A 21928-nucleotide genomic window follows, 5' to 3' on the forward strand; every position below is an offset into this window, starting at 1 on the left:
ATTAAAATCTTTTTAATAAATGAGACTTTAGAACTATGAATACAGAAGTGTGAATTCCCGAAATAATCTTATATGATTCTTTCGTCGTAAGTCCAGAAGATGATATTGCATATGAAAGCAAATGCATAAACGAATAGTTATCTAATTCATAAAATGAAGGGTAAAACGACAAACATTCTTCCGTACTACGACGATGGAGCGGTAAATTACAAGGGGAGTGTACAAATATGCAAAGCAAGCGGGGGTTTCATTTTATTAAGATCATCAGCTGTCTGGTCCTGATTGCGGGTGTCACGTTCTCATCCAAGACCATTGCACAGGGTTCTGTAGAAAGTTATGAATCGATCCATGGCAACGTGGAAGGACCAATTAGAGCGACTTGGGTATGGGATACCACTCAGATCGAGAAAAATCCACAAGAGGTGCTGAAATTTGCCGTGGATCATGATATCAACACGGTCTATCTGCAGATCAATCGTGATGTGAAGATACCCTACTATACAGATTTCATTCGTAAGGCCAGAGCTTATAATATCGCTGTCGATGTGATGGATGGAAGAGCGGCTTGGGGGCTAACCGAAAGCAGAGAGCAAATTGCAAGTTTCCTCGACTGGATTGAAGCCTATCAGGATTCCGTAGAACCTGACGAGAAATTTGCCGGCATTCATCTTGATATTGAACCGCATGTGCATCCGGAGTGGAAAACCAATCAGGCCAGCGTCATTACCCAGTGGCAAGGGAATGTTCAATACATCGTTGACCGCGCTGCCCTGATGAATATGCCTGTGGCAGCAGATTTGCCTTTCTGGCTGGATAACTACAAGATTCCAGGTTCAACGATGGCTGTGAGCAGCTGGATGATCCGCCAATTTGATGCGATCACGATTATGGCATACCGCGATACGGCTGCAGCAATCTATGACGTGGCCAAGAACGAGCTTGCAGAGGCTTCCCAGCTGGGCAAAACGATCTCTATTGCCGTAGAGACGAAGCAGAGCAAGGAAGGCAACTTCATTACATTTTATGAAGAAGGTTCAGTGTACATGGAATCTCAACTGAAGCTGGTGGAGAAGTTGGCGGGAGAGCACTCCTCATTTAAGGGATTCTCTATTCATGAATATACTTCTTGGAAAACGCTGAAAGAATAAATGCTCTACTAGGCATAGCAAAAAAATAAAAGGTGCTTGCAGCAGAATTGCTGTAGGCACCTTTTTTGCTTCATATAAGTGCAGGCTCCATAGCCACCTTTTCATAAAACATTTTCCGATACTGCGAGGGGGTGGTATTTTTGTGTTTTTTGAATGTGGTGATGAAATAGCTCAGATGTTCAAAGCCAACATCCATGGCAATATCCACGATTTTGTGATCCGTGTTCTCGAGCTGGTAACAGGCTTGCTGCACACGGTAGTAGTTAATATAGTCGACAGGACTTTTTTGTACCATCTGCTTGAAAAAGCGACAAAAGTGTCCTTCACTCATATTGGCCTCATCCGCCAGCTCTTTCAGCTTCAGCGGCTCAGGGTAGCGCTTGTGAATGTAGCCAAGGACGGATTTGAGTCGCTCCACTTTGTCATGGCTGCCTGTCGGGACGGTACCTTTCACAGGTGCAGGGCGCATGTGTTCAAACATACGAGCGAAAATGAGATACAGGTAGGCTTTGGTTGTCATCTCACAGGTTTCAGAACCGTTCGCATGATCGGCAAAAATACGCTGCAGATGGAGCAGGATCTCACGGCCCCAGTCATCCTCCGGCTTCATATGAAATGGAGGGATAAGTGTCTTATGAACGAGTGGTCTGATAAACTTCTCCTGTACGGCATCGAAGGTGCGGCTGCCCAGCAGCTCCGGACTGAACACGATGGAGGAAAAAACGCAGGGAAGGTCGCTTTTCAAATAGCCAGCATGAATTTCGCCACGGTTAACAAAAATCGCCTCGCCCGCTTTCACCTCTACGGTATTCATGTCAATCTGGAACACGGCACTGCCTTGAGTGACCATCGTAAATTCCATCTCGTCGTGCCAGTGGCAATCCAGAATGCTGTCTCCGTTAAGCTGTTCAATATCCGGATAAACACTGACGGGATACATTGCATTACCGTGGATTCGGTCCTCCCGTAATCGTTCGCGTTCCATAGAAGGTCCTCCTTTATGGTATCATTATTAATGTAATCGTTTCCATAGATTGGTGATCTTGTTCAATAATCGGACAGGAAATATCAAAATCGTGATATATTTGGTCAAAATATCGGAAGAAAACCATGTTTAATATCAATATTATTATAATATAACCGAAGGGGGAAAGAAAACATGAAATTTACTGATGGATTCTGGATGACTCGTGAAGGATACCACATTCAAAACCCGACTGACATTCGTGATATTGTGCAAAAAGGGGATTCGTTGACCGTATATGCGGCAACTAAATATATTCGTACCAAAGGTGATACGTTGAACGGTACATTGCTGAAAGCAACGTACAGCTCACCTATGCCTAACGTTATTCGTGTAACCTTGAATCACCATAAAGGAAGAGTGAAAAAGAGTCCTGAATTTGAACTCAACTATCAAGATGTGAATGTTGACATCACGCAAGATGAACAAGGAGCTGTTTTGAAAAGCGGCAATCTTGAAGTTCAAATCGACAAAACCAAAGGCTGGGACGTCAACTTCCTGTATGAAGGAAAACGGATTACGGGCAGCGGTCAGAGAGCGGCTGGTTATATTACAGGTCCGAGTAAAGAAGCATACTTCCGCGAGCAGCTTGATCTTGGCGTTGGTGAATACGTTTACGGTCTGGGCGAGCGCTTCACACCATTTGTTAAGAATGGTCAAGTGGTTGACACATGGAATGAGGACGGCGGTACAAGCAGCGAGCAGTCCTACAAGAACATTCCTTTCTATTTGTCCAGCAAAGGATATGGTGTATTCGTAAACCATCCTGAACGCGTATCCTATGAGATTGCATCTGAAAATGTATCCAAAGTGCAGTTCAGCGTAGAAGGCGAGACGTTGGAATACTTCATTATCGGCGGTGACAATCCGAAGGATGTACTTGATAACTATACGAAATTAACAGGTAAACCAGCCCTTCCACCGGCATGGACGTTTGGTCTGTGGCTGACAACATCATTTACAACCGATTATGATGAAGCAACCGTTAACCATTTCGTGGACGGCATGGCTGAACGTGATCTTCCACTTTCCGTATTCCACTTTGACTGCTTCTGGATGAAGGAATATCAATGGTCTGATTTTGTATGGGATGAAGCGATGTTCCCGGATCCGGAAGGCATGATTCGCCGTTTGAAAGACAAAGGTCTTAAAATATGTGCTTGGATCAACCCATATATTGCAGAAAAATCCTACTTGTTTGATGAAGGTATGGAAAACGGTTATCTGGTGAAAACAGCTGATGGCAGTGTATGGCAGTGGGATATGTGGCAAGCTGGTATGGCTCTGGTTGATTTCACCAATCCGGATGCTGTGAAGTGGTATAAGAGCAAGCTGGAAGTACTGCTCGATCAAGGTGTAGATTCATTTAAGACAGACTTCGGTGAAAGAATTCCGACAGATGTTGTATACTTTGATGGCTCTGATCCGGTTAAAATGCATAACTACTATACACATCTCTATAACAAAGCCGTATTTGAATTGCTTGAAGAGAAAATTGGCAAGAATGAAGCTGCCCTGTTTGCCCGCTCGGCAACAGCAGGTGGTCAACAGTTCCCGGTTCACTGGGGCGGAGACTGCTCTTCTACGTATGAGTCCATGGCTGAATCGCTTCGCGGCGGTCTGTCACTCGGACTTTCCGGTTTCGGCTTCTGGAGTCATGATATCAGCGGATTTGAAAATACAGCGACACCTGATGTATACAAACGCTGGGTACAATTCGGTCTGTTGTCTTCTCACAGCCGTCTACACGGAAGTACTTCGTATCGTGTGCCTTGGCTGTTTGACGAGGAATCTGTGGACGTTGTTCGTGATTTCACCAAACTTAAAAACAGCCTGATGCCTTACCTCTATAATTCTGCGCAGGAATCAACTGTAAAAGGCATTCCGATGATGCGTGCCATGGTGCTGGAGTTCCCAGAAGACCCTGCAACATACAGCCTGGATACGCAATACATGTTTGGGGATTCGATTCTGGTAGCGCCGATCTTTAATAAGGAAGGCGATGTAACTTACTACTTGCCAGAAGGAACGTGGACAAACTTCCTGACAGGTGATAAAGTGCAAGGCGGCCGTTTCGTACGTGAGAATCACAACTTCCGCACCTTGCCAATGATGATCAAACCAAACAGTTTGATTGCAGTGGGTGCAACCAATAGCAAACCGGATTATGATTATGCTGGTGACGTTTCTCTGCACTTGTTCGAGCTCGCTGATGGCAACACAGCGCAAGCGGTTGTTGTGAACCAACAGGCTGAGCAGGAACTGGTTGTAAACGTAACCCGTAATGGATCTGTTCTGGAGGTACGTGCTGAAGGTGCAGGCAAGCCATGGAATGTGGTGCTTCGCGGCATCGAAAGTGTATCCAGTGTTGATGGTGGATCCCAGACAGCTGGTGAACAAGGCATCGTAGTAACTGCAGCAGCAGGCGTAAGCTCGCTCACGATTCAATTGTAATTTGCAAGTATGACTTAGAGGACGGTACCGCAAGGTGCCGTTCTGTTTGTCTACAGCGGAGGCAAGCAGAAGTAGCTGCAGCCAGCAAGCCATAGTGTGATTGAGGATAGTCAGTAATAGATAGGAGAATGAAAGAAATTGAGTACCATTACCACAGGCTTACACCGGGCTATTCCAACCGAGATATTATATCAATTGGTAGAGAAGAATTTTGGAACCGCTACCAAAGTGAAAAGGTACTCCCTCTTGCAGGGCGGACTTTTCAATACAACTTACCGGGTACTGCTGGAGCATGCTGCTTATTCAGATGTGATTTTGCGTTTGGCTCCAGAAAGAATAGATCCGCAAGCGGAGAAGGTTAGTGATCCGTTGTTTTCCTTTGAACGCACGATGATGACAGCAGAACCGGTTGTTTATGATTATTATCAGAAGGCAGGCATTCCGGCTCCCCATGTCATTGTGTGTGATAACAGCGGTTCAATCATTTCGAGAACTTATATGTTTATGGAGTTTATTCCTAGCAAGCAGCTGAATCACCCTTCGATCTCGTTACCCGAAAAGGATAAGCTCTACCGCGAGCTGGGCAAATATACTGCCGCCATGCATCAGATTCAGGGTGAATCCTTCGGCTGGCCACAAGGAGACGGTACCATCCAAGGATCGGATCGTTGGTCCGAGGTACTGATGGCCTTTGCTGAAGAAACAGCGTGGAAAGCCGAGCAGGTTGGATATATGCCGGGTGTTGGCGAACAGATTACGAGCATATTCCGGGATCACAGCGAATTATTTGATGAGGTGACCGTTCCTGTACTTGTCCATAACGATCTGTGGGAATCAAACGTGTTGATTCATGAGGATAAGGATGCTTTGAACATTGCCGCCATCATTGATGGAGATCGGTCCATGTTTGCCGACAGGGAGTTTGAAGCCATTCTGTCCACAGCACCGCCTGCATTTCACGAGGGTTACGGTCAAGCTCTGGATATGTCTGATCAGGGACTGGCACGCCGGCTGGCCTATAGAATATTGTCCTCTTATTTTAATGCTTACGTTCATGAATATCAGGTTGACCAGCCGCATGACGGACAGAAGTTTTGTCAACGTACGTTGGACCTCATCGAACAATGGAAGATGATGATTGAACCATACCAATAACTAGGAGGCGTAAGTATGAAGGAATATGAACAATACCCCATGTGGGATGCAGCTTTGCCACTCAAACAGAGACTTGATGACCTGATTAAACGTTTGACGATAGAAGAGAAGATCAGTCTGATTCCTACACGCGAAGCAGCCGTCCCGCGGCTGGGGATTCCTGCATACAACGTTGGAGGAGAAGCTGCCCATGGGGTGGCTTGGAAAGGGGAAGCAACCGTTTTTCCGCAGCCTCTCGGACTCTCAAGCACATGGAATACGACACTCATGCGTGAAATTGGTTCCGTCATTGGGGATGAGGCCAGAGCCTACCACCATCGCGAACCTGAACGCCACGGCTTGACCCTGTGGGCACCAACCGTTGATCTGGAGCGTGACCCGCGTTGGGGTAGAACGGAAGAAGGGTACGGTGAAGACCCTGTACTCACAGGAGAGATGTCAGCAGCTCTCGTGCAAGGCATGCAGGGCAATCATTCATTTTATTTGAAAATGGTAGCTACGTTGAAACACTTTTTCGCCAACAATAACGAGAAGGACCGGCTGAATTGTTCATCCAGCATAGATCCGCGAAACTTGCGCGAGTACTATCTTAAAGCATTCGAGACACCGTTTGTTGAAGGTGGTGCCTTGTCCATGATGACAGCCTATAATTCCATCAACGGCACGCCTGCGATAGAAAGTCCTTATGTGAACGATGTGGTTAAAGGCGAATGGGCTATGCCCGGTTTTATCGTCTGTGACGGGGGAGACCTCTCGCAAACCGTAAACTATCATGGATACCATGCGACGCATGCCGAATCTGCGGCAGGTGCCTTGAAGGCAGGTGTGGATTGTCTGACCGATGAAGTGGATCTGGTGGTAGCTGCATTGCAAGAGGCCCTTGATCGAAATTTGCTGAAGGAAGAGGATCTGGACCGGGCTATTCGCAACATTTTTGGTGTTCGCATGCGTCTTGGACAACTGGACCGCTCGGGTCTTAATCCATACGCGTCTATACCGGAGTCCGTCCTGTGTGCGCCGGAACATGCCAAATTAAGTTATCGAGCTGCGGCAGAGTCTATTGTATTGTTGAAAAATGACGGGTTGCTCCCATTAAAGTCGGATGCACTTCGCAAGGTAAGCGTGATTGGACCTCTCGCGGATGCAGTCTTCACCGATTGGTATAGCGGTACGCTGCCATATCGAATTACCGTATTAGATGGTTTACGGAACAGATTGACTGATGCAGAGATCCTCTATGAAGACGGGAATGATCGAATCAGTCTCCAGACACAGGAAGGGCAGGTATTATCGATCGGAGATGAAGGAACCGTTGTAGCCGTTCCGGAAGGCAGTGCGGAGAAGGCTGTGTTCGTTCATCAGGATTGGGGATGGGGAAGTCATACGTTGCGAAGCGTGAAGAATAATCGCTATATTACGTTAACCGAACAAGGCAAGTATCAGGCGATTGCACCAGAGATCGGGGGATGGTTTGTTAAGGAAGTTGTGCAATTTGATCCCGAGATCGATAACAGCACCTTATTGCGGACGTGGAATGGTCTTCCTTTAGGACTTGCTAAATATCAGGACAAGCATGTTTTGGCACCCGTTGCAGATCCATCAGAAGGTGGAGCCGCAGCAGCGAAAGCAAATGACTTGGTGATTGGAGCGAAGGAGCCAGTACAACTGGTGAAGCATGTCGAGATTGATGGTATCAAGCGAGCAGCAGCTTCTGCAAAAGTCAGTGATCTATCTGTAGTCGTTGTCGGCAACAGTCCCTATATTAACGGCAAGGAAGAAATTGATCGGCCTGGTCTTACGCTTCCGTCTGAGCAAGTCCGCCTGGTCAAGGAGGTTTGCAAGGCAAATCCGAATACCGTAGTCGTCATTGTGGGAAGTTATCCATTTGCACTTCAGGAACTGAAGGACATAGCTCCAGCCATTGTATATTTGACCCATGCAGGACAAGAACTGGGTCATGCGGTTGCGGATGTGCTTCTTGGCACATATGCTCCGGCAGGCAGACTGAATATGACCTGGTATGAGGATGAGTCACAGCTTCCTGATATCATGGACTACGATATTATTAATAACGGTACGACATATATGTACCATGAAGGTTCCGTCCTATATCCATTTGGACATGGTTTGACTTATTCTCCATTCGAATACAATGCAATTGACGCTCAGCGAATTAAGGGAGTATCCGGAGCTGATGTATTGAAGGTTGAAGTGCAGGTTCGAAATGCGGGAGAAGTTGCAAGTGATGAAGTAGTGCAGATCTATGGACGTCCGCAGACATCCCGAGTGAAGCGGCCGTTGAAGCAATTAATTGGCTTTAAGCGTATCCATCTTACACCTGGCGAAGTGCAGACCGTAGCTTTTGAAATTCCTGTTCAAAAGCTTGCCTTCTGGGATGTCACACGTGACCGATATTGCGTGGAGACAGCGACGTGGTCCATCATGGCTGGACGCTCCTCGGAAGATATTCGCCAGACAGCCGATATGAAGATTGAAGGGGAGGTTATACCTGCCCGCCAATTGGACTTGCCAACATTTGCAGAGAATTTTGATGAGTATGCAGGTGTGCTCCTGGACGAGTGCTTGGAAGGACGATCAGCAGTTCGGGCGGTTGTTCCTGGAGAACCACTGTATAAGGAAGATCAGCTGTCCTGGATTGCTTTCCTGAATAACGGAACACAAGGAGCGCATACATTTGAAGCACGGGTAGCTGCTTTTGGAAAAGGTGGCGAGCTGCAGATACGTTCTGGAGGGCCAGATGGGCCGCTCCTTGGAACATGTCCCGTGCCCATGAATGGTTCTGTATCCACACCGGGCCAAGATCGCTCTGACATCCAGTGGACAACGGTCCAATGTCCACTTCAACTTGAGCAGGAACTGGAGCATTTAACTATTGTGTTCCAAGGTGGCGCTGCCATTCAGCAGTTCAGATTAAAATGTTAATCATTGCTGCGGAGTGAAAAAGATGTTCCAATACGATCAATGATACACATGGACCGTTCCGGTTGTACAAACCGGAACGGTTTTTTTATCATGCTGTAACTGAACTTTTTTACATATCCCGTATAATCAATTGGCGAACGAACCACACTAACATTGTTGTTTTCCGATCTCGTAAAGGTGGTTAAGGCATGAAAGATAAAAAGTGGGACCTCGTCGCACTTGCTTCCATCCCGGTTATTATGACGTTGGGTAACTCCATGCTGATTCCGATCCTTCCGCAAATTGAGCGTGAACTGAAAGTATCGTCTTTCAAGGTAAGCATGCTTATCACGGTATACGCAGTGGTTGCCATACTGCTTATTCCGATTGCAGGGTATCTGTCTGATCGGTTTGGACGTAAAGCGGTCATCATCCCCAGCCTTATCATTGCTGCAGCTGGGGGTGCGGTAGCAGGCGGAGCTGCATTAATGCTCAACGGAAGCATAGCGTATTGGACCATCCTTGGCGGAAGGCTTCTGCAAGGGATAGGTGCCGCTGGAGCTTTTCCCATCGTTATACCCCTTGTTGGTGACATGTTTGACGACGAAAAGCAGGTCAGCAAAAGTTTGGGTATCATCGAAACATCCAATACGTTCGGTAAAGTCATAAGTCCCATCTTGGGTGCTGCACTGGCCGTTTGGCTGTGGTACCTGCCTTTTATGGCCATACCGGTGCTCTGTTTGCTTTCCCTGGTACTCGTTATTTTTCTGGTAAAAACGCCGAAGAAAAAAGAAAAGCCACCGACCTTCTCCGAGTTTGTCTCATCCGTTCGTACAGTGCTAAAAGAAAAAGGCCGCTGGTTATATTCACTTTTTGCCATCGGTGGAATTTGCATGTTTGTTATTTTTGGCGTGCTTTTTTATTTGTCGGAGACGCTGGAGTCTGAATACCAGCTGAAAGGTGTTCTTAAAGGTCTGGTGCTTGCGATTCCGCTGGCGGCTCTGTGCTTGTCATCTTTCCTCGCAGGTAAATGGATTGGCAAGAGCAAGGTTCGCATGAAGTGGGTGGGTTTTACGGGACTTGTGATACTGACCGGATCTTTGATCATTATGGGGCTCTGGGATAACATCTATCTGGTGGTGGGATTGTTCACTCTGGGTAGTGTAGGGATTGGTGCCACGCTTCCATGTCTTGATGCACTTATTACTGAAGGCGTTGACAAAGCGCAGCGCGGTACGATTACAGCCTTGTTCAGCAGTATGCGTTTTATTGGCGTTTCTTTGGGGCCACCGATCGTATCCCTTCTCCTTGGTACATCGCATTTTATTCTTTTTATTGTAATCGCAGCTACTGGAGCGGTAGGTGGCCTGCTCACATTATTTGCGGTTAAGCCTGAAAAAGGAAAACAGCCCAGCTCGGGGGAAGCCCCTAACAAGTTGGAGCAGCATGCAGAGACGAATCATGTACCTAGACGGGTACCCGTTAGGCGAAAGAAAAGTCCATTTTAAATGAACTGCGTTAATGCGTAGACACAAAAACGCGCTTGCTGGTGAGAACATCATTCTCAGCCGGCAAACGCGTTTTTTATTTATGACGAAAATTTTTTATTTTTCAGCGGATGTGGTGGAACTGGACTCTTTGGAGTCTGAATCCGTGCCCGATATATGTGTATGGGCAAGTAACGGATGGACGGTGACTGCGAAAGTTCCACTACGTTTACCTTGGATAAGATAGATCAGCAGGAACACAATCATGAAGATGACAGAATACCGGTACATGTCCGTGTAGCTTGTCATCGAGGCGATAGCACCAAGCAGCAGAGCACCCGTAGCGATCCCCAAATCAAGTGTATTCAAGAACATGCCATTCGCCATCCCGCGCTGGGTTGGCGCTACAATCTGAATCATCCAGGTCTGCAGTGACGATTGCATGGAACCATATCCAATGCCGTATATAAATGCTGCGACAAATAAAATCGGCATGGACGTTGCAAAAGAAAGGATAGTCAGTCCGATCGCCACAAAAATCGCTCCAGGAATAAGCAGCGCTTTGGGTCCCTTGCTGTCATACAATCTGCCTGCAAACGGTCTGACTAGCAGTACAGCTAACGCGTTAAACAAGAAAAATAAAGCAGGGTTGGCCAGATTGGCCTCTTTGCCATATAACACAATGAATCCGACAAGTCCACCATAGGTGATCGATAACAAACAATTCAGCACACTGGGCAAGATTAATTTTCGATTAAAAGGAATTTTCTCCTTCGTTCCGGAAACGTTCGCTGCGGGCCCAGCTGAAGTTTGAGGTGAACCAGCATGTGAACGTGCAGCTTTCTTACGTGTTAATGAATAACTGAGTGGATAGATGACGACGATCACGGCGGCTGTACACAGCATAAGTGTTACGAATCCTGAACCCTGCAGCAGCGTAACCCCGATAATGGGACCCATAGACATGGCAAGACTGGTAGATAACCCGAAATAGCCCATACCTTCTCCCATACGTTTAACCGGAATGATGTCAGATGCCATGGTTGGGAACGCAGTACTGCTCATTCCGAAACCAACACCAAAAATCATGCGCAGCAGCAGCAGAACAGCTATACCGGCAGCAAAATAATACCCGAGCGTAGCAAGAAGGGCTACGGACAGGCCGATGTAGATCATGGCATTGCGTAGGCCTTTTTCGAGTGCTTTGGCTGAGTATAGGCGAGCAGCAATTGCACTAAGTGCAAACAGACAGGTGAATAAGCTGACTTCAAAAGCATTCGCGTGGAATCGTTCCTGTACGTAGGAAGGAAGAGGAGAAACAATCATATGCAGCTGTAGGAAAAGAAGGAAGTTACAGAGCATGAGCAAAATAAAATCGGTGGTCCAAAGTTTAACCTGTGTAGAACGGTCTTTCATATGAATTCATTCCCCCTTGAGATGTTCGGTTCATTACAAGTTGCGATTGATGAGGGAAAGAGTATGTTTAAATGCTTCCATCTGGTCTTCGGGTATACCTTCAGCAAGTTCTTTATTCATTTCTCTTTCAATGGGAACCAGAATATCGATCAACGCTTTTCCTTCCGCAGTCAGATAGAGGAGATAAGCTCTGCGATCCTGTTCACTGGTCCGACGTTCAACCCATCCCTTTTTCTCGAGTAGATCAATAATGCGTGCAGTGGTGGGTTGATCCTTCAGAACGCGACTCGCAACTTCCTTTTGGTTCACGCCTTCTCCCTTATCGATATTGAACAGAACAGAGAATTGCTCGGTTGTTATATCGTAAGGTTTAAAACGGGTCGCGAGTAAAGCAGCGGCTTTGCGATATGTGAAGCCCAGCATAAATCCGACAGATTGCTCTAGCGAATAGTCCATACGAACGAAGTTCCTCACTTTCCTATAAATCATCTTCAAACGAATTACTTGTTATAACAACTATATGTGATGCAACCAATTTTGTCAAAGCAAATTGGAATAAACCACTTTCAAATTGGATTGTGCGAAGATAGAGTATCCTGATAGAATGGAAGTGAACTGCATAGGTGGAAAGTTAAGGATGTCATCTTGGAATACCGAAGGTTATTCTGCTCCATTCGATGTGTGGAGCTAACAAGGAGAGCTGAGTATGCTGAAAAACATTCCTGCAATAATTTCTCCAGAACTGCTTAAGATTATGTCCGAGATGGGGCATGGGGACGAATTGGTGCTTGCAGATGGCAATTTCCCTGCAGCCAGCCATGCCAGGCATCTCATCCGTTGTGATGCGCTGGGAACCGTAGAGTTACTGGAGGCCATTTTGAGGTTGTATCCACTTGATACGTATGCAGAACGGCCTGCAGCCGTCATGCAGGTTGTAGAGGGGGATCAGGTTGTTCCGATCATATGGGAGGATTACCGCAGGCTGATCTTGGAGCATGAAGGCATCACAGACGCCTTCGACCAAGAAGAACGATTTTCGTTCTATGAGAGGGCTTCTCGTGCCTATGCCATCGTTGCTACCGGTGAGCGTGCCCAGTATGCCAATCTCATCTTGAAAAAAGGGGTCATTTTCCCTGATGTAAATCCTGATCCGCAAAATCAACGTATGGAATTAAAGTGATTTTCATTGATGCATTTAGACGATAGACATGGCGATGGAGCTGCTTAAGCTCTGTTCGCCTTTTTTATTTTTAGGCCACGAAGCCAATGTACAGCCACATACACAATGGGCATCGATTCAATGGTCAAGGTAAATACAGGTACCGCATAGGAACGGATAGCGAGTTCATAGGAGGCGGCGTCTTTTGCATATTGAAGCACCATGGCTGCGGCTGTTCCACCAAGCAAATAAACGAAGGATTTCTGCCGTTCAACGCCAAATAATCTGGAAAGGCATACCGAGGCGACATACAGAAGAAAAGAGCTGCGGGTAAACATGGTCGTGGACCAGATGGCAATCAAGACAGGATCCAGATTATCCAGAAAGTCTCCATAACGGGCGAATCGGATCATCTCCAGCAAAGGATACCGCAGGCTTGCAGCTACATATGGCCCAAAATTCATGATCGTGAACATCCAAAAGAAAATGATGAATATAACGACGGTGGCTCCAGCAAAAAACATACTCTTGAGCAGGGGGCGCCTGAATACGATTGCAGGTGCAAGAAACAGGAACAACATCCACTCCGAAAACCACGGCATGGTTGAGAGGGAGCCGAACAGGATTTCGGACGGGTCATGGTGGGTCAGCATAGACATTAATATTCCCGGGTTTCCACCGCCTCCTACAGTCGGTATCAGAAAGGTTGAGGTGATTAGCTGTACAACAAAAATACCTTCTGACATAAACACAATCGTGATTAATCCGGAACGAGCGGACAGACAAACACACAATATGGTTATACCTGCCGTTAACCAGATCGGCGTTTCGGGAAGGTACATCGATTGAAGAAACACAAGAAAGTTTTCCACATCGATAGATAGCAAGTAAATACACAGCATGGCGATCAGCCCAACATAAATTTGGTGCACATATTTGCCGACAATTTTGTCTCCAAATGAAATCCAGGGCTTATCCGGATGAAGTGAGCCCAACTTGTAAGTAGACAGAAGAAAGATCAGGCTAATGGTGAATCCTCCAATGGTGGACAGCCAGCCCTGATACCCGCTCATTTTAAATAATCGCTGTAAGAGAAAGGCGACTGGCTCTGAATACAGGTAAACAAACATGAAGCGATAGGCTTGTCCGGCAGTGAGATGGTTCAAGGGAATCCCCTCCTTATTGGGATATTCGGTCAGCCCAGCCAAAGACCTGAAGGATCATGTCGTTGGGAGTTGGCCATCCAGGCCAGCTCACCGCCAGTGTATTCCATATGAGATAGCAAAACAGCAAGACGAAGTAACCGGCTTTCATTTTCTTATTGCTGGAGCGAATCGAAGACCAGTCCAAGAAGTAAAGTCCTGCAAATAGTAGTACCGCTATCATGATATCCTCCTGGGCAGTTGGACGGTAAACAGCTTTCAATCTGGTTAGAAGCTGGACTCCGATCCTACGAATTGAATATTGATGTCAGTAGTGACCTGGTACTGCAAATCGTTCTTCACATAATTGATCCACTTTGGCCGAAGCGTTTTCCACATTTCAGGATATCGCCATTCCAGTCTGTATCCGAGTCTCAGAATATCAGCCCCTTTGTTCTTTCCAGTCTGGATTGCACTTCTCAGCTGAGCGCTTACTTTTTCGCCGGCGGCCTGCTCAATATCCCTCACTGCCACGATATCTTTTGCTTTAAGCACAGGAATGACCGAGTTGAGTTCAGCCTTCCCCTCCAGTTTAATGTCGAAAATCGGCTCACCTCGTTCTAATCGAACGTGAACGACTGAATGCATGTCATAGATCGTCATGCTTGCTTTTTCTTTTTTTGTTTTGACGGATATGCTCAAGGAGTCGAGGTTTCGCTCTGCCCAGGCAACCGCACGGGCTTCCTCGTCAGAGAGCGAGGCAACCATTTTCATTTGTTTGAACAGTGCACCGCCAGATTGGCTCACCCACTTTTTTAACTTGCCTTCTTCACTTGCCATATGACGTTGATGGACAGTCAAGATTGGGGATGCAAATCCCTGATTCATTTTATCTGCTGCAAAGACGTTAAGCACCTGAGTCTTTAACAGGTTTTCTTCTGTGGAAAACTCACGCAGCACGTCACTAGGAGTTTCTTCAAACACAGGCGTAAGGTCGGAGACATCCTTGGCTTTGCCTTTGGCAACCATGATGTAGCTGCTTAGGTGAAACAGAGGTTCACGTGCTATCCATGCCAGCGTATCTTGAATCCCTTCCTTGGCATAGGCTTCGCCAAAAACGACCACCCGTGTATGACCCCAAGAGATTTTGCGCGTTAAATCGGTCTGTATTCTTTCCAGTGCATCTGCTATCGTCGGTGCGTTGGCAGAAACGATGGCATAAGGGGATTTACTTGATCCGCCGCCATCGGGTGCAAGCCGATTGGGAAGAGGCATGCTGAGCGTTAACTCAATATCGCCTGGCTTCTCGCCCTTGTCGATGTACATGGCTGTGATGAAGGTTCTCTCGTTGATCTCTACTTTGGACCAGCATCCGGTGCAAAGGACGAAGCAAAGTAATACCAGTCCACTCTTAACACACATATGGCGGGCACTCATGGTGTCTTTTGCCTCGTTTCATTATCCGCAGCGTAGGCTTTGGTTCTTTTTTTCATCCCAAACCAGGGAACCCGTACAAAAGTATCTTTGAAATCCCGAAGCACCAGTGGGGCAAACGGCTGCATGTAAGGAACGCCAAAAGAACGCAGGCTTACCATATACCAGTAAATCAGATAGATGGAAATGACCACACCGAATAATCCTAACGTTCCACCCATGAGTAGAACCGGAAAACGAAGCAGCCGAAAGGCAAGGCCCAGCTCGAAGTGTGGGATAATGAACGCGGCAATGCCTGTAATGGATACAACGATGACCAGCGGAGCAGAGACGATACCAGCTTGTACGGCGGCTTGGCCAATAACGATTCCTCCGATAATGGAAACGGTTTGGCCTAAAGGTTTTGGGATCCGTATGCCTGCTTCGCGCAATCCTTCGAAGGTAATTTCCATGATGATGGCTTCAATTAATGCCGGAAAAGGGATGTTCTCCCTTGCGGCAGCAATTGTAATCAGCAGATTGGTCGGTATGATTTCCGGGTGAAAGGTCGTCACGGCAACATAAATGGAAGGCAGTAAAAAGGCGATAATCGAAAAAAGCAGCCGGATGATCCGAATGAACGAAGCAGAATGAAAGCGCTGGTAGTAATCTTCCGAAGACTGCATCAAGGAAAAGAAGGTAACGGGAAGCAGCAGGGAGAAAGGTGTCCCGTCCTGCATCACTCCGATGCGTCCCTCTACCAAAGCAGCAGCGACAGTATCCGGCCTTTCGGTGTACTGATATTGCGGAAAAGGAGAGAGGGGATGATCTTCCAAAAACTCGGACAGATAGCTAACTCCCAAACTGCTGTCCATGTCAATTTCGTCAAGACTGTTCAACACATTTTCAAGAATATCCGGTTTGCATAGTCCTTCGATGTATACGACATAAACTTCTGTTTTGGTGTATTTGCCGATGGTGAACTTGACTAATTTGAAGTCAGGATGTTTGATTTTGTGTCGAAGCAGCGACATGTTTACATTAATATCCTCTATAAAGGCTTCTTGAGGACCGACGACGACAACCTCATTTGTGGATTCTGGAACAGAGCGTTTTTGATAATCTTGTACGGAAAAGGAAAGCATGCCTGATAAGCCCTCCAGATACAAGGCTGCTTTACCTGAAACAATGTCGTCTACCAACTGTTCTACGGAATCGGAACGGTTGGATTCCAGTGAGAAAAACTCGCCGCTGATGACATGTGATAAAAAGAGAGGCTCCACTACATGATGTGATACCTTTTCGAGCAGCGGTTTGATAATGGCTTCTCGCATTGTCACTGTATCTACGATGGACTGAATATAAATGAGAAAACCGCCCACAGGGCCTAATTGCAAAGGTTGATAGACGATATCGGAGATTCCGGTAAGGCGCCGTTTGAGCTGATCGAGAATTGTCTCCGTGTCCATAATAAGCACTCCTTTAACTGCGACTTCGAATAAGTCCAGGCTTAAGAGTATAGTTTGCATAGGTTGACTTAAATTATTCTTCTTAGACAACGATTGCAAACTTTGATGCACTTGATGAATGGTAGATGGTTGTGATTGCCTTAAAATAAATAGAGTATATAAAAAATCATTCCGTGGTTAAGGGAGGAAGAAACAAATGATGTACCAGGTTAGACGGGCAGGGTTTGATGATGCCCAGCAAATAGGTGAATTATTTAACCAGTACAGAATGTTTTACAACCAGGTTTCTGATACGGAGAGGGCCATTAAGTACATTCAGGAGCGTTTGAGCAAGGATGAATCTGTGATATGGATGGCAGAATCGGATTCCAAAACGGAACCTGGTCCAGGAAATATTGCCGGGTTTGTTCAGTTGTATCCAAGCTTCAGTTCAGTGTCCATGGGGTCCATATGGGTGCTAAACGATTTATTTGTACATAAGGACCACCGCAAGCAAGGTATAGCTCGCAAGTTGATACAGGCTGCACATACCTTCGCTAGCGAGACAGGGGCGATTCGAATAACCTTATCCACAGCAATTAACAATACACAGGCACAGGCATTATATGAATCAGAGGGGTATGCGAAAGACGATCACTTCCTGTATTATGAACGTAATGTGTAACTAACCTGGAATAGGTTTACTCGAAGTAGAGATAGATCGGGGAGGGATGAACGCAAAATGATGCAGTGGATTGCCATGATCACGATGCTGATCGATCACATAGGTGCTGTCTTTTATCCGCAGGTTGAGGAACTGAGGATCATTGGGCGGATTGCTTTTCCCATATATGCATTTGCTGTCTATATCGGGTATAAGCATACACGTAATGTACAAAAATACATCTGGCGTCTTTTTTGGATCGCTATGCTCTCCCAAGTCCCTTTCATGGCGGCATTTAATCACTTGTCATTAAACGTCGTATGGACCCTGTTGTCGTCCCTGCTGGTTTTGCTGGTACTGGACAAACTGCCGAACCGATTACTGGGTATCCCGATTGTTGTTGGGGCAGGCATAATTATGGAGATAACGGCCATGGATTATGGCATGTATGGACTGCTGCTAGTACTGTTATTCCGGTACTTCCAGGGACCCGTACTGGTGCTGGGGCATGTTTTGTTAACGGCTCTTTATATCCAGCTCTACAGCAGTTCAGTCCAAATGTACAGCGTAGTGGCTACGTTGGGCATAGCCATTGCGCAGTATTACGGTGCAGGTTTTCGTTTGAAAGGACCAAGGTGGATCTGGCGTTATTTTTACCCGGCTCATCTTGCCATTATTGCTATAATACGCTGGACATAAAACAAACAAGCCACCTGGCTGTCAGAAGTGACGACCAGGTGGCTTGTTTGTTTTTTTATAAATGAATCGTTCTACTCCGCAATATGAGATGTGGAAGAGTCAAGCTGCGGCTGACTAGCAGCAGGGAAATATCCAATGTTAACGGCATATTGCAGCATGCTGGAGATGAATGAGTCATCTGCTTTTGCACAGTGAATTCCGGCTGGCTCTACATACGCTGTTGTTACCGGGCAGGCATAAACGTAGGCTGAATCCTTCGCACCGTCACCTTCCAATTGGGCAATGGCGAGCTGCAGGGCCTCTGGATCCTTGCTGATGGATGAATCGAATAACCAGCTGGTATATTCATCAAAAGGCAGCGTTTCGACTTCATATCCCGCACGATTGATGGAAGCAATCAAACGATCGTAACGGATCGACTCGGGATTACAAATGTGGAATACCCGTCCAGCCGTGTCATCACGCAGAGCCAAATGCACGATAGCCTGGCTTGCATAATCGATCGGTGTGAAATCAACCAACCATTCGGCAGCAGGAGCTTTGCCGAGAAGGAGCATCGCTTTGATCATCCGGTAGAAGGCATTGCTGTCGATGTTGGACTGGAAGCGTCCCGTTTCCGAATGACATGTCAGGTTACCCGCACGGTAGATACTTACCGGTACACCTTCCTCTGCTGCAATCATCAGTACTTTCTCCGCTTCAAGTTTGCTGTCAGAGTACAGGTTCTCTACATGCAGATCTGCCGGAAAACGGTCATACTGAAGGGATGATTCCCATTGTCCACTGAGCGCCAGATCTTCCGGTATGCCCATGGTCGAGACATGATGGAAGGAAGCGCCGGGTTTGCTGCGAACCAGATTCAGCAGGGCTACCGTACCCTCTACATTGGTTTTGGCAAACTGTTCAGCATCTCCAAAGTGTCTTACGTCTGCCGCACAGTGAATGACACGATCAATCCGGGCTTGTACCTTACTGGTTTGCTCAGCGGTTAAATCGAGGTTAGGCTTCTCCAGATCTCCCTCGATAATCTCCACACGTGAAGCGAGAAGTGCACTGATCTCAGGCCCGAAATATCCCTCCATAACCTTGCTTAAACGCTGCATGGCTGTGTTACCGTCAGACGGACGACGAACAAGCGTATGGATTGTCACATCCGAATGAAGAAGGAGCTGCTGCAGCACATGTGAACCAAGGTAACCTGTAGCGCCTGTTAGCAGAACATGCTCCGGCTTAAGAATCTCAGGGTAGCCCAGTTGGGATGCCAATTCGACCGGATGCTCTGCCAGCTGCGTCATTACGCCAGTTTGCTCACCGGATGGGGCAGTTTGCTCAGTAATCTGCGCAAGTGACTGTACCCGAAGTGCCAGGGAACGAATGGTTTTCTCTGCAAAGAAGTCGGCAATCTTCAGCTGTGGATAGTGCGGCTTCAGAATAACCAGGACATGGATTACTCGTAAGGAGTCGCCACCGATCGTAAAGAAGCTGTCTTCGATTCCAAAGTCGCTATGTCCGAGAATTTCTTTCCACGCATTGAATATAATCGCCTCGGTCTCTGTCTCAGGCATGATCCGATTCGGCCGATTCTCATGTCTTTCCTCGTTTGGTAGAGATACCATCGCTTTCCGGTGAATTTTGCCGGTAGGTGCGATAGGCATTTCATCAAGCTGACAGATCCATTTCGGTACAAAATAGGATGGAAGCTTGTCTGCCAGTTGGGCTTTGATATGATCTACCGATAGAGTGGTGCCATCCTTGGAAGTGAAATATCCCACAAGCATGTTCTGGCCGTCCGATTCTTTCTTGGGAATGACCACAGCATCCTGAATTCCTTCAAGGCGAGCAAAATGATCCTCAATCTCACCAATTTCAATCCGATGACCCCGGATCTTCAACTGTGAATCACTACGTCCGACGTATTCCAGCAAACCGGTATCAAGCAGCTTGGCAATATCACCGGATTTGTAGATTTTTTCATCGAGTGCAAAAGGATTATCAATGAAGGCTTGCTCTGTACGTTCTGGTTGATTCAAGTATCCTTTCGCCAGTGCAGGGGTAGCAATATATACTTCACCAGGCACGCCTACAGGACAGAGCTGCTGCTCTTCATTGACGATATACACTTTGTAGTTATGAATCGGTTTACCAATCGGAATGTTAGCCACATGATCCGGTACCTGTTCACTGATCCGGTGTGTCGTTGTCGCCACAGTACATTCGGTAGGCCCGTACACATTGACGATATCGATCTGGTTACCAAATTTGCGCTGGAAGGCGCGAACCTGTTCTCCGTAGAGGGCTTCGCCCGCAACAGTAATAATTTTAACCTTGGCCAGCTTATGGAACCCTTCGTCTGACAGATAGGATGCAAGCTGGTTAAAGAAGATCGTAGGCAGGATCGTAATAATCGTTGTGCCTGTGCGCTCGATTGCCGTGGCGAACTCCTCTACAGATACACGTTCCTCGGCAGATAACAGGTACAATTCCGCTCCATAGAACAGTGCACCAATCGTATCCCAGACGGAAGCATCGAAGCTGTATGTAGCAAACTGAGTCAAAACGTCCCCGGCTTGAATGTCACAATCGCGCTGCACGACACTTCCAAGGTTGACAACCCCGCGATGGGCAACGAGTGCGCCTTTGGGTTTGCCTGTGGATCCGGAGGTGTAGATGATGTAAGCGAGATCGTCTGCCTGAATATCCAGATTAGGATTACTTGCTGCAAATCCGGCCAGGCGTCCATCCACAGCCAGAATTTGACGTACGGTAGGAATAACCGAGAATAACCGTGAAGCTTCCGCTAGAGAGGACTCCTTGGTTAAAACAAAAGAAGAAGCCGTATCTTCCACGATATAACTATTGCGCTCCTGTGGATGTTCAGGGTCAATCGGAACGTAAACACCGCCTGCCTTCAGAATGCCGAGCAGGGAAATGATCGTTTCCAGACTACGTTCCATGAAGATGCTGACGAACTCACCCTTTTGCAGGCCGTTGGATAACAGTACGCGTGCGACTTGATTGGCACGTTCGTTCAATTCTCTGTAGCTATACCGGCCAAATGGGGACGTGATTGCGGGCGAATCGGGATACTCGGCAGCCGTAGCTTCAAACCAGCCATGAATGGTCTGATGCTCAGGTTCAGTCACACAGGTATCATTCATCTCGCGGTACAACGTCCGGTCAGAGGCGGACAAAATATCGACGGAGCCAATGGCCACGTCTTCATTCCGAAGCATGGAGAGAAGCAGGGTTTGATAGTACTCAGCGTATCTCAGCACGGTTGCTTCTTTCAGAAGGGATGCATCAAAGAACAAGTCGAGAGTGTATACATTCTGCTCCTCGCGGATACTCCAATTGAGCACCTGCGGAGCCTGAGGAAGCTGAACACTATTAAACATAAACAAGGTTTCCGGGTAAGCACCCGGCTGCACCGAATCTTCTTTTTCTTGCAAAAGGGTAATTTGACGAATTAGCTCACGGAAGCTCATCTTGCCATGTACCTGCAGCAGCAGAACTGATGCAGAACGATCCGGATCAAGCGTGCCAATGCCTAATTCCTGTTCTCCTGATAACCGGAACAACAAGGCAGCATATGCCGACAGGAGCGCGTTATAAATCGACGTTGAGCCATATTTCTGAGTGAGTTCACGGCTCTGTGTTGGCTGCAGCTGTATATGAGCTGATTCATACGAAAATGATTGTTGACGGCGCCCAAAATCCAGTGGAATCTGGAGAACTGGCAACTCAGATTCCACTGTCTGGGAAGATGAAGAGTGATGATCGATCACGTCTATTTTCCT

Annotated in this window: 16 protein-coding genes; 8 read left to right on the forward strand and 8 right to left on the reverse strand. The window is 47.0% G+C overall.

The genetic code is table 11. From position 1 onward, the window contains the following. Window positions 1-227 precede the first annotated feature (227 nt). A complete protein-coding gene (locus AC3RCI_RS10565; protein WP_492528896.1) occupies window positions 228-1148 on the forward strand; it encodes a hypothetical protein in 921 nt (306 codons plus the stop codon). A 70-nt stretch (window positions 1149-1218) separates the two neighbouring features. On the opposite strand, the gene AC3RCI_RS10570 is transcribed toward AC3RCI_RS10565, so the two are convergent. Beyond that, complete coding sequence (locus tag AC3RCI_RS10570; protein WP_127536348.1) at window positions 1219-2133, reverse strand: helix-turn-helix domain-containing protein; 915 nt, start codon at window positions 2131-2133, stop codon at window positions 1219-1221. 174 nt (window positions 2134-2307) lie between these two features. Here AC3RCI_RS10570 and yicI point away from each other — a divergent pair, with 174 nt between their 5' ends. From yicI to bcbE, 4 genes are all read left to right on the forward strand, one after another. Beyond that, window positions 2308-4626 (forward strand): alpha-xylosidase, encoded by a 2319-nt coding sequence (gene yicI / locus AC3RCI_RS10575; RefSeq protein WP_492528898.1) that lies wholly within the window; start codon window positions 2308-2310, stop codon window positions 4624-4626. A 138-nt stretch (window positions 4627-4764) separates the two neighbouring features. Then, entirely contained in the window at window positions 4765-5781 is a 1017-nt protein-coding gene (locus AC3RCI_RS10580) for a phosphotransferase family protein (protein ID WP_492528900.1), read from the forward strand. Between the two features lie 15 nt (window positions 5782-5796). Beyond that, window positions 5797-8724 carry a glycoside hydrolase family 3 C-terminal domain-containing protein gene (locus AC3RCI_RS10585; RefSeq protein WP_492528902.1) on the forward strand — a complete coding sequence of 976 codons (2928 nt, stop codon included), beginning with the start codon at window positions 5797-5799 and terminating at the stop codon, window positions 8722-8724. A 188-nt stretch (window positions 8725-8912) separates the two neighbouring features. Beyond that, window positions 8913-10211, forward strand: coding sequence for a bacillibactin exporter BcbE (gene bcbE / locus AC3RCI_RS10590; protein WP_336779571.1), 1299 nt, complete (start codon window positions 8913-8915; stop codon window positions 10209-10211). Between the two features lie 96 nt (window positions 10212-10307). On the opposite strand, the gene AC3RCI_RS10595 is transcribed toward bcbE, so the two are convergent. Together AC3RCI_RS10595 and AC3RCI_RS10600 are read right to left on the reverse strand one after the other, a co-directional pair. After that, window positions 10308-11606, reverse strand: a complete 1299-nt coding sequence (locus AC3RCI_RS10595) for an MFS transporter (protein ID WP_127536341.1) — start codon at window positions 11604-11606, stop codon at window positions 10308-10310. 33 nt (window positions 11607-11639) lie between these two features. Next, a complete protein-coding gene (locus tag AC3RCI_RS10600) occupies window positions 11640-12062 on the reverse strand; it encodes a MarR family winged helix-turn-helix transcriptional regulator (RefSeq protein ID WP_095358757.1) in 423 nt (140 codons plus the stop codon). A gap of 250 nt (window positions 12063-12312) precedes the next feature. Here AC3RCI_RS10600 and fucU point away from each other — a divergent pair, with 250 nt between their 5' ends. Then, window positions 12313-12786, forward strand: a complete 474-nt coding sequence (gene fucU / locus AC3RCI_RS10605; RefSeq protein WP_127536339.1) for an L-fucose mutarotase — start codon at window positions 12313-12315, stop codon at window positions 12784-12786. Between the two features lie 44 nt (window positions 12787-12830). On the opposite strand, the gene AC3RCI_RS10610 is transcribed toward fucU, so the two are convergent. The 4 genes from AC3RCI_RS10610 to AC3RCI_RS10625 are packed head-to-tail and all read right to left on the reverse strand — an operon-like array spanning window position 12831 to window position 16789. Then, the gene (locus AC3RCI_RS10610; RefSeq protein WP_492474279.1) at window positions 12831-13931 is read right to left on the reverse strand and encodes a GerAB/ArcD/ProY family transporter; all 1101 of its coding nucleotides are present in this window, start codon (window positions 13929-13931) and stop codon (window positions 12831-12833) included. 13 nt (window positions 13932-13944) lie between these two features. After that, window positions 13945-14151: a hypothetical protein gene (locus AC3RCI_RS10615; protein ID WP_336779573.1), complete on the reverse strand. Its 207-nt coding sequence runs from the start codon at window positions 14149-14151 to the stop codon at window positions 13945-13947. A gap of 44 nt (window positions 14152-14195) precedes the next feature. Further along, window positions 14196-15344: a Ger(x)C family spore germination protein gene (locus AC3RCI_RS10620; protein WP_492528904.1), complete on the reverse strand. Its 1149-nt coding sequence runs from the start codon at window positions 15342-15344 to the stop codon at window positions 14196-14198. Next, window positions 15341-16789, reverse strand: a complete 1449-nt coding sequence (locus AC3RCI_RS10625) for a spore germination protein (RefSeq protein ID WP_336779575.1) — start codon at window positions 16787-16789, stop codon at window positions 15341-15343. The genes AC3RCI_RS10620 and AC3RCI_RS10625 overlap by 4 nt, the downstream gene beginning before the upstream one ends. A gap of 196 nt (window positions 16790-16985) precedes the next feature. Between AC3RCI_RS10625 and AC3RCI_RS10630 the strand changes: the two genes are divergently transcribed. Then, complete coding sequence (locus tag AC3RCI_RS10630; protein ID WP_492528906.1) at window positions 16986-17453, forward strand: GNAT family N-acetyltransferase; 468 nt, start codon at window positions 16986-16988, stop codon at window positions 17451-17453. Window positions 17454-17510: 57 nt separating this feature from the next. Beyond that, complete coding sequence (locus AC3RCI_RS10635; protein WP_492528908.1) at window positions 17511-18131, forward strand: TraX family protein; 621 nt, start codon at window positions 17511-17513, stop codon at window positions 18129-18131. Between the two features lie 71 nt (window positions 18132-18202). Here AC3RCI_RS10635 and AC3RCI_RS10640 read toward each other — a convergent pair whose 3' ends face one another. Further along, on the reverse strand, window positions 18203-21916 hold the full coding sequence (locus AC3RCI_RS10640) for a non-ribosomal peptide synthetase family protein (protein WP_492528910.1): 3714 nt from the start codon (window positions 21914-21916) through the stop codon (window positions 18203-18205). Window positions 21917-21928 lie beyond the last annotated feature (12 nt).

The sequence above is a fragment of the Paenibacillus sp. MT124 genome, assembly GCF_058792755.1.

Bases quoted from the DNA above. Each gene is read 5' to 3' on its own strand.
- AC3RCI_RS10565 (WP_492528896.1), top strand. From the start codon at position 228: ATGCAAAGCAAGCGGGGGTTTCATTTTATTAAGATCATCAGCTGTCTG.
- AC3RCI_RS10570 (WP_127536348.1), bottom strand. From the start codon at position 2,133: ATGGAACGCGAACGATTACGGGAGGACCGAATCCACGGTAATGCAATG.
- yicI (WP_492528898.1), top strand. From the start codon at position 2,308: ATGAAATTTACTGATGGATTCTGGATGACTCGTGAAGGATACCACATT.
- AC3RCI_RS10585 (WP_492528902.1), top strand. From the start codon at position 5,797: ATGAAGGAATATGAACAATACCCCATGTGGGATGCAGCTTTGCCACTC.
- bcbE (WP_336779571.1), top strand. From the start codon at position 8,913: ATGAAAGATAAAAAGTGGGACCTCGTCGCACTTGCTTCCATCCCGGTT.
- AC3RCI_RS10595 (WP_127536341.1), bottom strand. From the start codon at position 11,606: ATGAAAGACCGTTCTACACAGGTTAAACTTTGGACCACCGATTTTATT.
- AC3RCI_RS10600 (WP_095358757.1), bottom strand. From the start codon at position 12,062: ATGGACTATTCGCTAGAGCAATCTGTCGGATTTATGCTGGGCTTCACA.
- fucU (WP_127536339.1), top strand. From the start codon at position 12,313: ATGCTGAAAAACATTCCTGCAATAATTTCTCCAGAACTGCTTAAGATT.
- AC3RCI_RS10615 (WP_336779573.1), bottom strand. From the start codon at position 14,151: ATGATAGCGGTACTACTATTTGCAGGACTTTACTTCTTGGACTGGTCT.
- AC3RCI_RS10620 (WP_492528904.1), bottom strand. From the start codon at position 15,344: ATGAGTGCCCGCCATATGTGTGTTAAGAGTGGACTGGTATTACTTTGC.
- AC3RCI_RS10625 (WP_336779575.1), bottom strand. From the start codon at position 16,789: ATGGACACGGAGACAATTCTCGATCAGCTCAAACGGCGCCTTACCGGA.
- AC3RCI_RS10630 (WP_492528906.1), top strand. From the start codon at position 16,986: ATGATGTACCAGGTTAGACGGGCAGGGTTTGATGATGCCCAGCAAATA.
- AC3RCI_RS10635 (WP_492528908.1), top strand. From the start codon at position 17,511: ATGATGCAGTGGATTGCCATGATCACGATGCTGATCGATCACATAGGT.